This window comes from Bacilliculturomica massiliensis (assembly GCF_900605495.1).
Taxonomy (GTDB): Bacteria; Bacillota; Clostridia; order Peptostreptococcales; family Anaerovoracaceae; genus Bacilliculturomica; species Bacilliculturomica massiliensis.
Map to the genome: position 1 here is coordinate 1,172,343 of NZ_LR027603.1, position 15,984 is coordinate 1,188,326.

At 54.2% G+C, this 15,984-nt stretch carries 15 protein-coding genes and 1 pseudogene; 1 reads left to right on the plus strand and 15 read right to left on the minus strand.

Features of this window, described 5'->3' with window-relative positions; all coding sequences use genetic code 11:
* Window positions 1-87: 87 nt before the first annotated feature.
* The 8 genes from spoIVB to E0E37_RS14665 all read right to left on the minus strand — a co-directional run bounded on the left by spoIVB (window position 88) and on the right by E0E37_RS14665 (window position 7,638).
* Window positions 88-1,209, minus strand: a complete 1,122-nt coding sequence (gene spoIVB / locus E0E37_RS14630; RefSeq protein WP_130863733.1) for a SpoIVB peptidase — start codon at window positions 1,207-1,209, stop codon at window positions 88-90.
* An 11-nt stretch (window positions 1,210-1,220) separates the two neighbouring features.
* A complete protein-coding gene (locus tag E0E37_RS14635; protein WP_130863734.1) occupies window positions 1,221-1,838 on the minus strand; it encodes a hypothetical protein in 618 nt (205 codons plus the stop codon).
* A 48-nt stretch (window positions 1,839-1,886) separates the two neighbouring features.
* Window positions 1,887-2,621: a helix-hairpin-helix domain-containing protein gene (locus E0E37_RS14640; protein WP_130863735.1), complete on the minus strand. Its 735-nt coding sequence runs from the start codon at window positions 2,619-2,621 to the stop codon at window positions 1,887-1,889.
* 271 nt (window positions 2,622-2,892) lie between these two features.
* Window positions 2,893-3,621 carry a TIGR03936 family radical SAM-associated protein gene (locus E0E37_RS14645; RefSeq protein ID WP_165445378.1) on the minus strand — a complete coding sequence of 243 codons (729 nt, stop codon included), beginning with the start codon at window positions 3,619-3,621 and terminating at the stop codon, window positions 2,893-2,895.
* Window positions 3,618-5,468, minus strand: a complete 1,851-nt coding sequence (locus tag E0E37_RS14650) for a TIGR03960 family B12-binding radical SAM protein (protein ID WP_130863737.1) — start codon at window positions 5,466-5,468, stop codon at window positions 3,618-3,620. The genes E0E37_RS14645 and E0E37_RS14650 overlap by 4 nt, the downstream gene beginning before the upstream one ends.
* Before the next feature lies 1 nt (window position 5,469).
* Window positions 5,470-6,345, minus strand: coding sequence for a site-2 protease family protein (locus E0E37_RS14655; protein WP_330548589.1), 876 nt, complete (start codon window positions 6,343-6,345; stop codon window positions 5,470-5,472).
* A 7-nt stretch (window positions 6,346-6,352) separates the two neighbouring features.
* Complete coding sequence (locus tag E0E37_RS14660; protein WP_130863739.1) at window positions 6,353-7,039, minus strand: M23 family metallopeptidase; 687 nt, start codon at window positions 7,037-7,039, stop codon at window positions 6,353-6,355.
* 47 nt (window positions 7,040-7,086) lie between these two features.
* Entirely contained in the window at window positions 7,087-7,638 is a 552-nt protein-coding gene (locus tag E0E37_RS14665) for an HD domain-containing protein (protein ID WP_165445379.1), read from the minus strand.
* Between the two features lie 220 nt (window positions 7,639-7,858).
* On the opposite strand from E0E37_RS14665, the gene E0E37_RS14670 reads away from it, so the two are divergent.
* Window positions 7,859-8,626, plus strand: coding sequence for a S24/S26 family peptidase (locus tag E0E37_RS14670; RefSeq protein ID WP_130863741.1), 768 nt, complete (start codon window positions 7,859-7,861; stop codon window positions 8,624-8,626).
* 91 nt (window positions 8,627-8,717) lie between these two features.
* On the opposite strand, the gene obgE is transcribed toward E0E37_RS14670, so the two are convergent.
* The 7 genes and pseudogenes from obgE to rimO form a co-directional block, all read right to left on the minus strand.
* Window positions 8,718-10,001: a GTPase ObgE gene (gene obgE, locus E0E37_RS14675; RefSeq protein ID WP_130863742.1), complete on the minus strand. Its 1,284-nt coding sequence runs from the start codon at window positions 9,999-10,001 to the stop codon at window positions 8,718-8,720.
* A gap of 205 nt (window positions 10,002-10,206) precedes the next feature.
* The gene (gene rpmA / locus E0E37_RS14680) at window positions 10,207-10,467 is read right to left on the minus strand and encodes a 50S ribosomal protein L27 (RefSeq protein WP_130863743.1); all 261 of its coding nucleotides are present in this window, start codon (window positions 10,465-10,467) and stop codon (window positions 10,207-10,209) included.
* 259 nt (window positions 10,468-10,726) lie between these two features.
* Window positions 10,727-11,032: pseudogene (gene rplU / locus E0E37_RS18930) on the minus strand (50S ribosomal protein L21); the annotation flags it as partial.
* A 256-nt stretch (window positions 11,033-11,288) separates the two neighbouring features.
* A complete protein-coding gene (gene recA, locus E0E37_RS14690) occupies window positions 11,289-12,395 on the minus strand; it encodes a recombinase RecA (RefSeq protein WP_130864491.1) in 1,107 nt (368 codons plus the stop codon).
* Window positions 12,396-12,656: 261 nt separating this feature from the next.
* The gene (locus E0E37_RS14695; protein ID WP_130863745.1) at window positions 12,657-13,892 is read right to left on the minus strand and encodes a competence/damage-inducible protein A; all 1,236 of its coding nucleotides are present in this window, start codon (window positions 13,890-13,892) and stop codon (window positions 12,657-12,659) included.
* Between the two features lie 45 nt (window positions 13,893-13,937).
* Complete coding sequence (pgsA, locus tag E0E37_RS14700) at window positions 13,938-14,483, minus strand: CDP-diacylglycerol--glycerol-3-phosphate 3-phosphatidyltransferase (RefSeq protein WP_130863746.1); 546 nt, start codon at window positions 14,481-14,483, stop codon at window positions 13,938-13,940.
* A gap of 34 nt (window positions 14,484-14,517) precedes the next feature.
* Window positions 14,518-15,834, minus strand: a complete 1,317-nt coding sequence (rimO, locus tag E0E37_RS14705) for a 30S ribosomal protein S12 methylthiotransferase RimO (RefSeq protein ID WP_130863747.1) — start codon at window positions 15,832-15,834, stop codon at window positions 14,518-14,520.
* Window positions 15,835-15,984: the final 150 nt, after the last annotated feature.

The following is a 15,984-nucleotide window of genomic DNA, read 5'->3' on the forward strand; positions in this document are numbered from 1 at the left end:
TCGACATTATTCGACATGAATGAGTCAAAAAGGGTCCCCATGGCCGGCGGAAAGGTCTTCCGCCGGCAGGGATCTCACTGTCAGACGCTATAAATGCTTGTTTTCTTCGCTGAGCATCCACTCAATAAAAATTCCGTAACCCTTTTCCGGATCATTGACGAATACGTGCGTCACCGCCCCGATTATTTTATCATTCTGAACGATGGGGCTGCCGCTCATCCCCTGCACGATCCCTCCGCTTTTTTCAAGCAGGCGTTTATCCGTCACGCGGATGACCATGCTTTTGGTGTCCGGTTTTGTCTGATGGTTGATCTTTTCGATGGAGATCGAATACTTCTCCACTGTGTTCCCGTCAAGGGTGGTCAGGATGTAAGCGGGACCTTTTTTTATCTCATTCTGATAGCCGATAGCCAGCGGTTCCGGATAGATGGGATTGCTGATCTCGTCGTAGGCAGAGCCGAAAATACCGTAACTGGAATTTCCTTTCAGCAATCCTAAGGGAGCGTCGGCTTCGTAGAAGATCCCGCGTATCTCCCCGGGATCTCCGGCTTTGCCCTGCTTTACCGATTCTACCTTGGCGTTCAGCAGCTCGCCGTCGGCCACCGGCAGGATAGTGCTGGTGTCGGGGTCCGTTATGGCGTGTCCCAGGGCTCCGAAGGCTTTGTTCAGTGGGTCATAATAGGTGAGCGTCCCAATTCCCGCCGTCCTGTCTCTGACCCAGACTCCCATTTTGTATCTGCCGTCGTCAGCGGAACGGACCGGGGACAGGGTCACGTTCATGATCTTATCTTTGCGCTTGATCTTCAGTTTGACTTCATCCCTGACCTTGTTGATCTTTTCGCTGACCGCGGCGGCGTTATCCACCTTGTCTCCGTCGATGGTCAGGATGCTGTCTCCGATCTGCAGGCCCGCTTCCAGCCCCGGATTTACTCTGGTCCCGTCCTCACCCTCGATCTCCTCGAGGCCGACTACCAGCACGCCTTTAACATCCATACGCACACCCACGGACTGACCGCCGACTACCAGCGTTTTCTGGGGAAGAACGCTGACTGTGATGTCTTTTAAGGGCAGGCTGAGTACTTTCGTCTCATTGGTAAATACTTTGATCTCGCTGGGTATCTGCCAAAGAACTGCGCCTGACACCAGCGCTGTGCAGGCGATCAGCGACAGCAAGAAGAGACACGATTTTTTTACTACTGCTTTATTCATCATTTCCTCCGTCAGCTTTCAAAATCCTGAAGCAGGTCCGACAGCTCGTCCTGTGTTTCTTTTACTATGCCTTTTTGGAACAGCTCCTGATCGCTCTCTGAGAGCAGGGAAAAGGAAATGTCGGTGGTGCGCACCAGCTGCCGGGCGCCTGTCTGATCGACGGAATAGATCTTGATGTAGCCGCCGTCTTCCTTTACGAGATAGCAGGGACCTTCTATTTCAGAGTCCCGCCCGTCTCCCTGACCGCCGCCGTCGTAACTGTCCGCTCCGTAGCGGCCGGAAGCCTGGGAACTATCAGGATCGCCGTATTGACCGTATGCGGGATCCGATTCATATGCTCCGGTTCCCGGTTCTCCCTCTGTCCGGCCCTCTGTGTCATAAGGACTATAACCGCTGCCGCTGTGCCCGGTATACGGATCGGAACTGCTGTCTGCCGGCAGCCGGCTGCCGGCGCCGCTGTTGGTTCCGGGAATATTCTCCCCTGTGCTGACCACCGGACCGTTCTGCTCCCCTTCGCTCTGCCGGTCTGCCGGGTCCTGATTGACCCAGAAACCGAAGGCAAGCAAAAGAGCAAGTATAATTCCATAAAATGATTTACGCTGATAAAAGCGTTTTCTCTGACTAAACATTGCCATCACCTCATGGTTATTGTGGGCAGCAGCGGAAAAGTTTATACATTATGTGACAGAAATGCTTTCTTTCAGCTTTTGAAAGGTTTTATCGCCGATCCCTTTCACATTCTTGAGCTCATCGATCGCCCGGAAGCGGCCGTTTTCCCTGCGATAATCGAGGATGCGCCGGGCGGTGGAGGGACCGACGCCATTCAGCGTCTGCAGTTCAGAGGAATCCGCCGTGTTGATGTTGATTTTTTTTGCATCGGATCCGGCTCTGCAGCCGGTCTCCTTCACGTCGCCGCCGGCGGAGCGCCCTTCTGTCTCTGCGCTCTGCGCGTAATCCCCACGGGAAGGGATATAGAGCTTTTCACCGTCCAGAAGCTCCGCCGCCAGGTTGATCTCCCGGAGGTCGCTTTCTTCAGTCAGGCCGCCGGCCTGGTCCACAGCCTCGTAGACTCTGCTCCCCTGGGGCAGGATGTAGATACCCGGAGAACTGACGGCTCCGGCCACGTCTACCACCATGCGGGGTACGCCGCTGCCGGCTTCTTCATGGGTTCCGCCGCTGGCCTCTCCGTTGATCTGGCCTGAGGAGGCGGAGCGTCCCTCTCCCTGGTCGCCCGACGCGGTTTCTGATCCCGACGTCTCACACTCGCCCGACTCCGTTATGATCTCCTCTTTTTCCTGAAACAACACGCCTCCTTTCAGGATGGTGAGAACGAGAACAACTGCGATAAAGCAACAGCCCGCCATCATCTTCTTCTTTTTCATGGCGGCAAACATCTGACTCTCTCTTGTCATGGCAGCCCTCCCTGCGTCTGTGCCGTGCCTGCCGGAAAATATCCGGAGACACGATTGAAATACAACGACGTTCCCTATATGGGATTATTATACATTTTGTGAGTGCAAATGTCAATTAATTATTATTCAGGATTATTATGGATACCTGTAGACGAATGTCAGTACGGCGGCAGCTGCCCGGTCACTGTGGCCTTCCTGCACAAAAAAACAGGAGGACCTTTCCACAAAGTCCTCCCGTCATATTCACATGGCTGTTCCGCCTGCCGGCGGTCTAATGATTCTGAGGCGTGTATTCCATAACGGACACCAGTCCGTCCCGGCCGTTCTGACCGCCGCAGTACAGCTCCTTTCGCCGGATCGAAGCGGTCTCCGCGGCGTAGGAAAGGCCGCAGAAGCTGCAGAACGCCGACAGAAGCGTCTCTGGATTGAGATTTCGATTGCTGCCCGCGCAGGTCAGCAAGGTTAACGAAATATATTTATCGTTATTTTTGCTGCGCTCCAGCGGTTCGACCTTGAGGATCATAGGGCGAATATCCTGCTCCACCAGCTTTCCCGTTTTTTTCTGCTTTTTTTCAACCAGGATCTGTTCCTGAGCCAGGAATTCCTCCAGCTTTTCCCGCCACGGGATGGGTTCTGAAAGTTCGAAGGACGCTTCATAGACTGCGTACTCCACCAGAGCGGCCAGAGTCCTCTTGGTTGGGGGGAGCTCCCGGCAGCCGATTATACCCACGCCGGCGGGCATAGCCCCGTTCAGGCGGGAGATGATCTCGCGGCAGTCCAGCTGCTCTGTCGTCTCGAAATCCAGGTATTCTTTATCGCTGGCATATCCAAGGGATAAGGGCTGTACAAAGCTCATCCGGGGATGGGGATTGAAGCCCTGGGAATAGATGAGCCGGATCCCTGTGCGCTTGAAGGTCCGTTTGAACAGACGCAGCAGATCAAGGTGGGAAATGTATCTCATGTTTCCATCCTTGTAGAACTGTATCACATATCGGCTCATAATGTGCCCTCCCTCTGACATTTCGTCCTGCTGTTGACGCCGCAGCCCACGCAGCCGTGCCGGCAGTCGTGGGTGGTCTCTTCCTTCTGCGCGCGGTCCCATTCCATCTGGAAGAATTTCTTGCTCACGCTGCAGCTCAGGTGATCCCAGGGCAGCGGCGCCGCGGGGTCTATGGTGCGCAGAGCGTATTCGTCGCTGCTGATCCCGGTCAGGCGGAAGGCCTCCTGCCAGAGCTGATAGTTGAAATACTCAGACCAGCCGTCGAATTTACAGCCCAGCTCCCATGCCTTGAGCAGTACCTGACAGACGCGCCTGTCGCCTCTGGCGAAGACCGCTTCCAGATGACTGGTGTGGGTCCCGTGGTAATGGAAAGATACGCCCTTGATCTTTTTCAGCTTGTCCTTCAGATAAAGATGCTTCTCCTCAAAGCTCTCTTCCGTGTCCTGGGCGCACCACTGAAAGGGCGTGTGAGCCTTGGGAACAAAATTGGAAACGCTTACCGTCACATTGAAGCGTCCCCGTTTTCCGCCGCCCGCCCGGCGGGCGATCTCCATGATGCCCCCTGCGATCTCCACGATGCCGTCCAGATCCTCAAAGGTCTCCGTGGGAAGGCCCACCATAAAATACAGCTTCACGCCTGTCCATCCCAGTTCGATGGCCTGCTCCATGGCGCTGTATATATCTTTTTCCGTGATATTTTTGTTGATCACATCCCGCAGCCGCTGAGACCCGGCTTCCGGAGCGAAGGTCAGCCCCGATTTCTTGTAGCCCTGGATCTCCTGAAGCACCTTGAAGGAAAAGGAATCCAGTCTCAGAGACGGGAGCGACAGCGCTACATTGTTGGATCTGCACATCTCCATCAGTTCCGTGACCAGAGGCTCGATCTCCGAGTGGTCGCTGGTGGACAGGGAAAGGATGGACATTTCGTCGTAACCTGTGGCTTCGATCTGGCTCTTGGCCAGTTCCTTGATCCGCTCCTTTGAACGTTCCCGCACGGGGCGGTAGATCATGCCGGCCTGACAGAAACGGCATCCTCTCGTACAGCCGCGAAAGATCTCCACCACGGCTCTGTCGTGGACCACGTCGATCAGAGGAACGATGTTTTTTTCCGGAAAATCCGCCGCGTTCAGATCTTCAACGATACGCTTCTCCACCGTGTCCGGCGCGGCGTCAAAAAGCTTGTTCATATGTGAAAAGCTGCCCTCTTCGTCGTAGACAGGCTCGTAAAACGCGGGGACATAGATGCCCGGGATCCGGCAGATCGTCTCTAAAAACGCAGTTCTGGGCGCTCCGGAGGCCTTCCACTCCTCATGAGCGGCGCATACCTCCCGCAGAGAATCCTCACCGTCGCCCAGCATGACGAAATCCAGCACAGGAGCCAGCGGCTCCGGGTTGTAGGCGCAGGGTCCGCCGGCGGCCACAAAGGGGTCGCCCTCTTTTCTGTCGCTGCTCAGGATGGGGATCCCCGCCAGATCCAGCATATTGACGATATTCGTAAAAGACAGCTCGTACTGCAGCGTAAAGCCTACGATATCCATTTCAGTGAGAGGCGTCTTTGTCTCCAAGGTGAAAAGCGGCATATTTTCCGCCCGCATCAGAGCCTCCATGTCCTGAGCGGGAGCGAACACCCGCTCGCAGTAGACGCTTTCCATGCCGTTCAGCACGTGATAGATGATCTGCAGCCCCAGATAAGACATCCCGATCTCATAGGTATCCGGAAATGCAAAGCCAAACCGCGTGGCCACGGATCCAGGGTCCTTCTCCACGGAGTAGAGCTCTCCGCCGATATACCGCGCGGGCTTTTCCACTCTGCGCAGTAACTTGTCCAGTTGTTCATTCCATGTCATATTATTCGACCTTCCTGTTTCTGTTTCTTTTCCAATGCAAAAGTCTGTCGAAATCGGCGTAGATCCCGCAGTCGTAGATTCCCGAGAGCACATCTTCCTCCGTCAGCTGTCCTTTGTAGCTCCCTTTATAGTTCACTACGGTGAACAGCCGATTTTCCTGAGGCTTGTAAGACTCCAGGATCTTCAGCGCGGACTCGTCATTTCTGCAGACCCTTATCTTGGGCTCCCTCCCTGCGGACCCCACTTCGATATTCTTTGTCAGCTTGTAAAACAAAAAGCTGTTGTCGTCCCGTTCTGCAATAGCGAGATTGATTCCCAGGGCCGATACCAGCAGATTCGCCAAATTATATTTTACCAAGTAAATCCCCAAAAGGAAAAGGAAAAGTGAAAATAAACGGGAAAAAATTTTGGAGACCTGTTCCGCCCGCCGAAAACCGAAAAAGAAAGCCAGATAGAGATTCATCAGTTTTCCCCCGTCCAGCGGGTAAAAAGGCATGAGATTGAACAGTCCCAGGATCAGATTGGCCATGGTCAGCTCCATGATCCAAGGCTGCGGAAAGAACATGGAAAGACTGTACAGACCCGTGGCGCAGACAATATTGAACAGCGGACCGGCCAGATGGATGATCAGCTGATCCTTTGGTTTGATGACACTTTCTCTCAAATGCAGGACCCCCCCGAACAGTCCGGCAGATATTTTTTCGGGAGTGTAACCGAGCTTCTTTGCGGCGGCGGCGTGGGCCAGCTCGTGAAGGAAAGAAAAGCCGGTGGAAGCGACGGCCAGAATACAGTGGCCAAAAATACAGATCACTGCCACCAGCAGAAAATACGAAAGATGAAACTCGGTTTTTATACCAGAGACGCGGCACGAGATCATATAAGGATCAGAACGCGATGTAATCCGCCGGATTGACCGCGTCTCCGCCCTTCCACATGGAGAACGTCAGGCAGCTCTGATCCCCGGGGGTAACGGAGGCGATCAGCTGACCCTTTCTCACTTTTTCCAGAGGCTTGACATAGACCGCCGTACAGCCGGCATACTGGGTCTCCAGCTCGCCGCCGTGGCTGATGCGGACCCTCTGATTTCCTTCCTCTCCTTCTACCGCGATCACGGTTCCGCCGGAGGAGGCGTAGACCTGCAGTTCCTGTTCAGAGCTGTACTTCATACCCGCGTAGGAGCGTTCGCTCCCGTCGGTGTTTCCCTGTCCGCCGAAGGTCATGATGAGAGCTTCCGCGTTGCAGGGCTCGATGAACGCCAGCTGGCGGCGTCCGTCAGCCATGGCCGTCTCCACGGCTTCCGGAAGGCTGCCGAGATGCGAAAACACAGTTTTGGCTGAATCCACGATGGCCATACCTGAATAATCCTTCTGCATGAAGGTCTGCACAGTGTCCAGCGCCCTGTTTGTCATAGCGTGATCCATTTTTTTTACGGCGATGGCGAACAGAACGATCACGATACATATGATGATCTGACGGACCAGTGTTTTTCCGGCTTTGGCGCCCATTGCACCGCGGGTCCCGGCCGTCCCGCTGCGGCGTCCCATCCTGCTTCCAAACCGTCTTCTTCCCATAAAAAAACCCCCTTTGTCTCTATGTTAAAACATATGACAAAGGGAGCTTATTCAGAACCCAGCAAATCGTCCAGACCGACTCCGATGATCCCTTCGATCCGCTGTTTCAAAGCGCGGATCTCGCGGAATGAGGCGCGGATGTTTTCCTCAGCTCCGGGAAAATCCTTCGCTTTTTCGATGATATAATCCATTCGTTCATCGGGGCCCACATAGCGATTTTCTTTCACCATGCGGTCTGCCATACAGACCAGATCCGTTTCGGTGATCTCTTCTTTTTTACTGTCGATGAGATAGCTCATGTGACTCCGGATGATATCAGCCACATCGGAGTATCCCAGACGTTCCGCCAGATCCGCTCCCCGGTCCCAGTGGTAGTCGTCTGCTCTGGCGATATCGTGCAGCCAGCCTGCAGCTTCCGTCAAGGGAACATTCAGTCTGAAGCCTTTCTCATTCAGGCGCCGGGCCATGGCGCCTGCCGCCGCGGAAACGGCTTTGCAGTGCCCGATCACGCGGTCCGGCGTGCCGTACTCCCGCCATAGCGTCTCGCATTCCGCCAGGCCGGGATATTGATTCTCCTGTGTTTGTCTCTCTGCGGTCATCTTCAGGCTCCTTCCCATGTCTCTACTATTATATTGCTCCGGCCCCTGTTCTGTCAAACAAAAAGCGGAATCCTTATTTAGTAGTTTTTACTGCATGTGAGCAGAATTCTCCCCAATATCTTGTAAATGATTTGACATAGTTCGACGAAAAAGGTATAGTTAAATATAGATTTAACAGCAATATCTTTCGACAAATCGGGCTTGCAAGGAGGCCGCTACCATGAAGTATGCACAGATGCTGGATCGGATGATCTCCGACAGTGAGCTTTCCCTCAGACAGATTTCCAAGAGATGCGCCGATCTGGATCTGAATATCACACCATCCTATATCTCACAGCTGAAAAATGGGAAGCTGCCGCCTCCGTCGGAGGAAGTTTCCCTGGTCCTCGCCAAGGTCTGCGGCGGAAAGGATCAGTCCAGGCTGGTCTTTCAGGGCTATCTGGAAAAAGCGCCCGAGCTGGTCCGCGAATACATGCTGGCTTCCTCCGCGCTGAATAAGATCATGCTTGAGACGCTCTGCCGCTACGACAACAACGGCGAAGTCTCTAAGGAGTTCCGAAAGCAGATCGAGAGTCTGGATGTGCTCTCCACGCTGGAAGTCTCTTCTAAATACGTCAGTTCGGACGACACGACCCGAGCCAAGGATCTGATCCGTGAGATCACGCTGGCCAGCGGCGAGGCGGTCAAAGCCGACGTCCAGGGCGAACTGATCAATTTTTTTCTGGCGGACAGCTCCATGGCCCCATTCATTCCCAGCCACGCATATCTGTACATCATGCCTACGAAAATGGACCTGCTGAAGGACCGCGACATTATCGCTTTTTATCCGGAGGGCCGGCGTATTCCCACCCTGCGGCGCCTGTTCTTCATGAGGGGGGAACGCTATCTCCTGGTGCCCGACGACAAATCCCAGCAGATCTATCTCTACGAGGAGTGGGACCGGATCAACTACATCGGAAAGGTCGTGTCCTTCAAGGTCGATCTGTAAAATGACAGAATAAAAACAGGTGAACAACCGTCTGAGTGAGTTGTTCACCTGTTTTTGTTTTCTATCACTCCTGATGCATCAGGTCTCCTGCTTATTCGTCGAAATACTCCATCTCATAATCGATGATACGGATGATATCGCCGTCCTTCAGGCCCATCTCCTTCAGGCGTTCGATGGCGCCTTTCTTTTCGATGTAGCGGTACAGATATCTGGTGGAACCGGTATCGTTAAAGTTGGTGGAATTGAAGATCTTTTCCAGCTGCCTGCCCTTGAGCACGAAGACAGGACCTTCCTTTGAGACGTAGATCTCTCTGTAATCCTCGTCCTCATCCTCCTTACTGAAATCGAACCACTGGTAGTCTTCCTCTTCTTCCGGCATTTCTCTCAGCTCTTCCAGCTGGCGGAGAACCGCCTGCAGAAGCTCCTTGACGCCGTGATTGATGGGCGCGGAGAGTGGAAAGACCTGATAGCCCTTTCCTTCTACATGGTTCTTGAAGATCTCGTACTGTTCGTCCGTGGCCATGTCGATCTTGTTGGCCGCCACGATCTGAGGTTTCGCCGGCAGCTTCTTTCCGTAGGATGTGAGCTCCCGGTTGATCTTTTCAAAATCCTCCACAGGATCTCTGCCCTCGGAACCGGACACGTCCACCACGTGGATCAGCATCTTCGTCCGCTCGATGTGCTTCAGAAAATCCAGTCCCAGGCCGGCTCCAGTGTGCGCTCCTTCGATGAGTCCGGGTATATCCGCCATGACGAAGCTGGTGTCGTACATCTGCACCACGCCCAGATTCGGCGTGATGGTAGTAAAATGATAATCGGCGATCTTAGGCGACGCGCTGGTGCACACGGAAAGCAAAGTAGATTTTCCTACATTGGGAAATCCAACCAATCCCACGTCGGCGATGAGCTTCAGCACCAGCGTAATGGATCTCTCCTGGGCAAAGCCCCCCGCTTCGGCGAAATTGGGAGCCTGCCGCACCGAATTCATAAAATTAGGATTGCCCTTTCCCCCTTTTCCGCCTCTGGCCGCCACGACGGAATCTCCATCGTGGACCAGATCTTTCATCACCAGCCCTGTGGCCTGATCGATGACCACCGTGCCGGGCGGAACGCTGATGACCAGATCTTCGCCCTTTTTGCCGAACTGCTTTTTCTTTCTGCCGTCCTCGCCGGACTGCGCCTCGTATTTTCTTTTGTAGCGGAAATCCATCAGCGTGCGCAGACTGGCGTTGGCGCGGATAATAACGTCTCCGCCTTTTCCGCCGTCGCCGCCGTCAGGTCCTCCCTGAGGCACAAAGGGTTCTCTGCGAAAAGATACGCAGCCGTTCCCGCCTTTTCCTGATTTAATTGTGATTCTGGCTCTATCTACAAACATGGGCCACCTCTGTTTCTCTCATCTGTTTTCCCGCCGGATGATGCGCGGTGGGAAAGCTGTCATTAGCCGTCATTAGTTTATCCGTTTTTATCTTCCTTCATGTGAACGGCAGCTATTTTCCGAAGGATGTTCAGCGGCTTTTAGCCGTATTTTTCCATGTGGAGAAAGAAAAAATAAGCCCCTATGAAAACATAGGGGCTCCGTCTTAAGCTTCCTTCGGATAAACGCTTACTTTCTTTCTGGTTTTGTCATATCTTTCGAACTTGACAACACCGGACTCTTTCGCAAACAGAGTATCGTCTCCGCCAATGCCTACATTATTTCCGGGATGGAACTTCGTTCCTCTCTGACGAACCAAAATGCTTCCGGCGCTGACGAACTGACCGTCGGCTCTCTTCACTCCTAACCGTTTCGACTCACTGTCTCTACCGTTTTTCGAGCTGCCTACACCCTTCTTACTTGCCATGGATCGTTCACCTCCTCACTGTATAGGAAAAAAATCTGAAATACTATTTCAAAGCTGCTTCGATAGCAGCGATCATATCTGCGTTCTTTGCCTTCTCATCGATCTCGATGTTGTGCTCTTTTGCAAATGCGATCAATTCAGCCTTCTTCATGGACTTCAGGGAAACCTTTTCCGCCTTGGCGTCAACGGCTTCTTCCTTTTCCGTGTTCAGTTCGGCTGCTTTCGGGGCTTCCGGAGCCTTCGTCACTTTTCCGTCAACGGAGAATTCGTCGATCCTGATCATGGTGTAAGGCTGTCTGTGGCCCTGCTTCTTTCTGTAGTCCTTCTTGGATTTGTACTTGAAGATGATGACCTTCTTTCCTTTTCCGTTCTCGACTACGCTTCCGGACACGGTCGCTCCGTCCACCGCAGGGGTGCCTACTTTGAGTTCCGTTCCGTCGTTCACTGCCAGCACCTTATCAAAGGTCACTCTGTCACCCGCTTCTACTTTGAGCTTCTCAACGCTGATGACGTCGCCCTGCTGAACGCGGTACTGCTTTCCGCCGGTTTCAATTACTGCATACATACTTTCTTTACCTCCTCTATCCAGTCTCGCCAGTGTGGGCAAGCGCCGGAGACGCTTTTCCAAAAGCCCAGTTTGAGCGGCTTACAGTCAAATATAATATCACACAGGACAGCCTGTGTCAATGAATTCCACGCAAAAAAACGTTGAAATCGGTGAAATTCGTGCGCTGACGGCCTCGGGCGGCAAAATTCCCTCCGTTCCGCTCAGATGATCGAGGAAAACGCTGTTATTTTCTTCTCGGAGCCGGTCCTCCGGCTTATTCCTCGATGATAACGCCGTCCTCGTCCACAAGGAGACCCGATGCTCCGCCGGCAGCCTGAGCGCCGTTTTTTCCGCCTCTTCCGGCTTTTGTATCAGCCTTGGTCCCATTATCCTTATCTTTGTCCTTGTCTTTGGCGTCGTCTTTATTTTCCGCCTTGATGGACTGCTTGATCTTGGCGTAGAGCTCCTCCAGAATATCCGGATGTTCGGACAGGTAGACTTTGACGTTCTCACGGCCCTGTCCGATGCGGTCTCCGTTGTAACTGTACCAGGCGCCGGCTTTTTCCACCAGCTTATGCTCCACAGCGCAGTCCAGAACGTCGCCCTCCCGGGAGATGCCCCTGCCGTACATGATATCGAATTCAGCCTGCTTGAACGGCGGAGCCACTTTATTTTTGACCAGCTTGACTCTGGTTCTGTTTCCGATCAGCTGATCGCCCATCTTGATGGATTCCACACGCCGGACGTCCATTCGCATGGAGGCGTAAAATTTCAGCGCCCTTCCGCCGGTGGTGACTTCCGGATTGCCGAACATGATGCCCACCTTCTCACGGAGCTGGTTGATGAAAACTACGGCGCAGTTTGATTTGTTGATGGCGCCCGCCAGCTTTCGCAGGGCCTGGGACATGAGTCTGGCCTGCAGGCCCACGTGGGAATCACCCATCTCCCCCTGTATCTCCGCCTTCGGGACCAGGGCCGCCACGGAGTCCACCACGATGATGTCGATGGCGTTGCTTCTGACCAGCATCTCGCAGATCTCCAGCGCCTGCTCTCCCGTATCCGGCTGGGAGACCAGCAGCTCGTCGATATCCACGCCCAGATTGGACGCGTATTCGGGATCCAGGGCGTGCTCCGCGTCGATGAAGGCGGCTTTTCCTCCGGATTTCTGGGCTTCGGCGATGATATGTAGGGTGAGCGTCGTCTTTCCGGAAGACTCCGGTCCGTAGATCTCAATGATCCTGCCCTTGGGAACGCCTCCGATGCCGGTGGCCACGTCCAGGCTCACCGATCCTGTAGAGATCGCGTCGATGCCCATATTGCGGCTGTCGCTGCCCAGCTTCATGATCGAGCCTTTTCCAAACTGCTTTTCAATTTGAAGCATGGCTGCTTCTAATGCTTTTTCTTTTTCGTCCTTGCTAACTGCCACGTTATCCTCCGTTTCTGCCTTGCGGCAATCCCTTTCCCTGTCTCTGTCCGGCTGCGGGCAAAATGTACTGTCCGCCGAAACCCCCGCCGGCGGGAAGTCTGATCGTCCCAAAAAAGAACATTTGTTCTTAGTTCATCTTATACGATTCTTTCTCCTGCGTCAAGGGCTTTTTATGTCGTTATCCATAATATAACATAAATTAAATCAAATGTAAAGTTATTCTTCGATCGCCCGGTTGACAGCGTCCAGCATGAGAAGCAGAGTGTAATTTCGGTTCCAGGCCCGGCCCACGTTTCGCATCTGGTGCCGTTCGCAGCGGACCTTCCCATCAAAAGCCACGCCGATATAGACCAGACCCACGGGTTTTTCAGGAGTGCCGCCATCCGGCCCCGCCACACCGGTGACCGAGACGCAGAGCCTGCTTCCGGTAACGCGGGCAAGCCCCGCGGCCATCTCGCCAGCCGTCTCCTCGCTGACCGCGCCGAAACGCTCCAGCGTTTCTCCCTTCACGCCCAGCTCCTCCATTTTGGCCTGGTTGCTGTAGGTGACGATCCCCCGGTCAAAGACGGCGGAGATCCCCGGAATATCCGTCATAGTCTTCGCGAACAGACCGCCGGTGCAGGATTCGGCGCTGGAAATGGTGATGCCCCGCTCCATCAGCTTTCGGCCCACCACCTGATAGTATTCCTCATCGTTTTCACTGTAAATGAATTCGCCGATCACTTCCCGGACTTTCACCAGCATCTCGTCAACCGCCGCTTTCGCCTCTTCTCTGGTAGCCCGCTTGGACGCGATGCGCAGCGTGCATTCTCCCTCTTTGGCGTAGGTGGCCAGCGTAGGGTCTGTCTGAGCGTTGATCAGATCTAAGAGTTTCGTCTCCATGAGCGATTCGCCCAGGCCGAATGTGCGGATCATACGGTAGTAGATCGTGCTGTCCGTCTGTTTTTCCAGATAAGGCTTTACCTGTTTTTCAAACATCGCCTTCATTTCTCTGGGAGGCCCAGGCATGCAGATGATCGTCTTTCCGTTTTCGGATAAGGCAAATCCCGGAGCCGTCCCCTCGTCGTTGTCGAAGACCACGGCTCTCGAGGGAAACCAGGCCTGCTTCAGGTTGTTTTCCGTCATCTGTCTGTGCATCTGTCCATATCTGGATTTCAGTCGTTCCAGCGAACGGGGATGCAGCACGACTTCGTCGTGGAGGACCTGAGCGGCCGTTTCCTTTGTCAGATCGTCCTGCGTAGGTCCCAGACCTCCCGTAGCCACGATCAGATCGCAGTCAAGAAACGCGTGTTCGATAAGAGCGGCCAGTCTCTGCGGATTGTCTCCCACCGTGTAGTGATACATGACGTCGATCCCCATGAGATTCATCTGCTGGGACAGAAAGACCGTATTTGTATTGACGATCTGTCCGAAAAGAATCTCTGTTCCTACTGATAGTAATGCACATTTCATTGCCGTAAACCTCCTGGCTTTCGTAATATCTGATGATATCTTCCGTTACATGGAGAAGACGCTGCGATTCTGAAGCACGTATTCGATCCCCGAGTACACGGTCATGATGACCGACGCCCAGAGAAAGCCGTATGCCAAATAGAAAAGACCGTGATAAAGCCCTGCGGCGTATGTGGCGGCGATGGGAAGCAGCAGCAGCGCCGGCACCGCGATCATCTGCAGCACCGTCTTGATCTTTCCGCTCATGCCGGCGGCGATGACGATGCCCTCCGAGGCTGCTACGGTCCGCATACCGGCGATGACGAATTCTCTGGCCAGGATGACGATGAGCATCCAGCCCGGCACGGTCCCGTCCTCCACCATGAGGCAGAAGGCGGAATAGACCAGGATCTTGTCCGCCAGAGGGTCCATGATCTTGCCGAAGTTCGTCACGAGATTGTATTTTCGGGCGATCTTTCCGTCCAGCATATCAGTAAAAGAAGCGGCGATAAAAAGGACGAAAGCGGCCGCGTTATATCCCAGAACATAAGCCGCAATGAAAAACGGCACGGAGACCACACGGGCCACCGTCAGTTTGTTGGGCAGATTCATATTTGTTCTCCTTTAATCTATGGATCGATCCGGTTTATATCAGCTCTCCCGCAAGATCGTAATCGAAGGCGTCCGTGACGCGGATGTTAACGAACTCACCGGGCTGCAGTTCTCTGCGGGCGGTAAAGATCACGGAATTATCAATTTCAGGCGCGTCGTAACGGCTGCGGCCGATGTAGCTGTTCTCCCCGTCCCGCTCCTCCACCAGCACTTCGATGGTCTTGCCGATCATCTCTCTGTTCTTCTCCAGCGAGATCCCGCACTGCATGGCCATGATGGTTTCCCTGCGCTTCTGCTTCGTCTGTTCCCGGACCTGCCCCTTCATGGCGGCGGCCGGCGTGCCCTCTTCCCTGGAGTATGCGAAGACCCCCAGTCTCTCAAAGCGCATTTGTTCCACAAAATCGCAGAGGATCTCAAAGTCTTCCGCGGTCTCGCCGGGAAGACCGGCGATCAGCGTGGTCCTTATGTGGATGTCGGGCATGGCTTTCCTGAGCCGGGCCACTGTATCCGTGACAGAAGCCCGGGTAGAGTGGCGGTTCATGGCGGAAAGCACGCGGTCGCTGGCGTGCTGTATCGGTATATCGATATAGTGGCAGATCTTTTCCTGAGAGGCCATGACGCTGATCAGATCATCGGTGATCTTGTCTTCATAGCAGTACATGAGCCGGATCCAGCGGATCTCCTCCACCGCGCACAGATCGCGGAGCAGTTCCGGCAGACAGAGCCTTCCGTAAAGATCCAGTCCGTAGGCAGAGGTATCCTGGGCGATCACTATCAGTTCGCGGCAGCCCTCCGCCGCCAGCTGCTTCGCCTCGGCCACGATATCTTCTCTCCGGCGGCTTCTATAGGGCCCCCGGATGGCCGGGATGACGCAGTAAGAACACACGTTGTCGCAGCCCTCGGCGATCTTGATGGAGGCTGTGTAGTTCTGGCCGCCTGTTCTTCTGCGAAGACCCGTCTCGATGTAGGTCTTGTCGTAAGCGCTCAGGTACTTCTCCCGCTTTCCCATCTGGTGCTTCGCCAGGATCTCCGGAAGCCGGGGATAATCGTTGACTCCCAGAAAAATATCTACTTCAGGCATCTCCTTGAACAGCGCCTCGCCGTACCGCTGGGCAAGACAGCCGGAGACGATCAGCAGCGCATCTTCTTTCTTGCGCTGGACCATATCAAAGATGCGGTCGATGGATTCCTCCTTCGCGTCGTTGATGAAGCCGCAGGTGTTTACCATCACCGCGTCCGCTTCCTCCGGCGCGGATACCAGTTCATGACCGCCGCGGCTGAGGATCCCCGCCGCGCTCTCGGAATCTGCCGTGTTCTTTTCACAGCCCAGGGTCTCGATAAAAATTTTCAATCCGTACTCCCGTCCTTTTCTGCTTATTTGGAACAGCGCCGCCTAATCACTATTTTTTTGCCCCGAAGGCAAAACTATGCGGCGATTTTCCATATTCGTATAGCGGGCCTTTCGTTGGCCCTTACTCTGTTTCTCTGTCTCAGTCTGTTT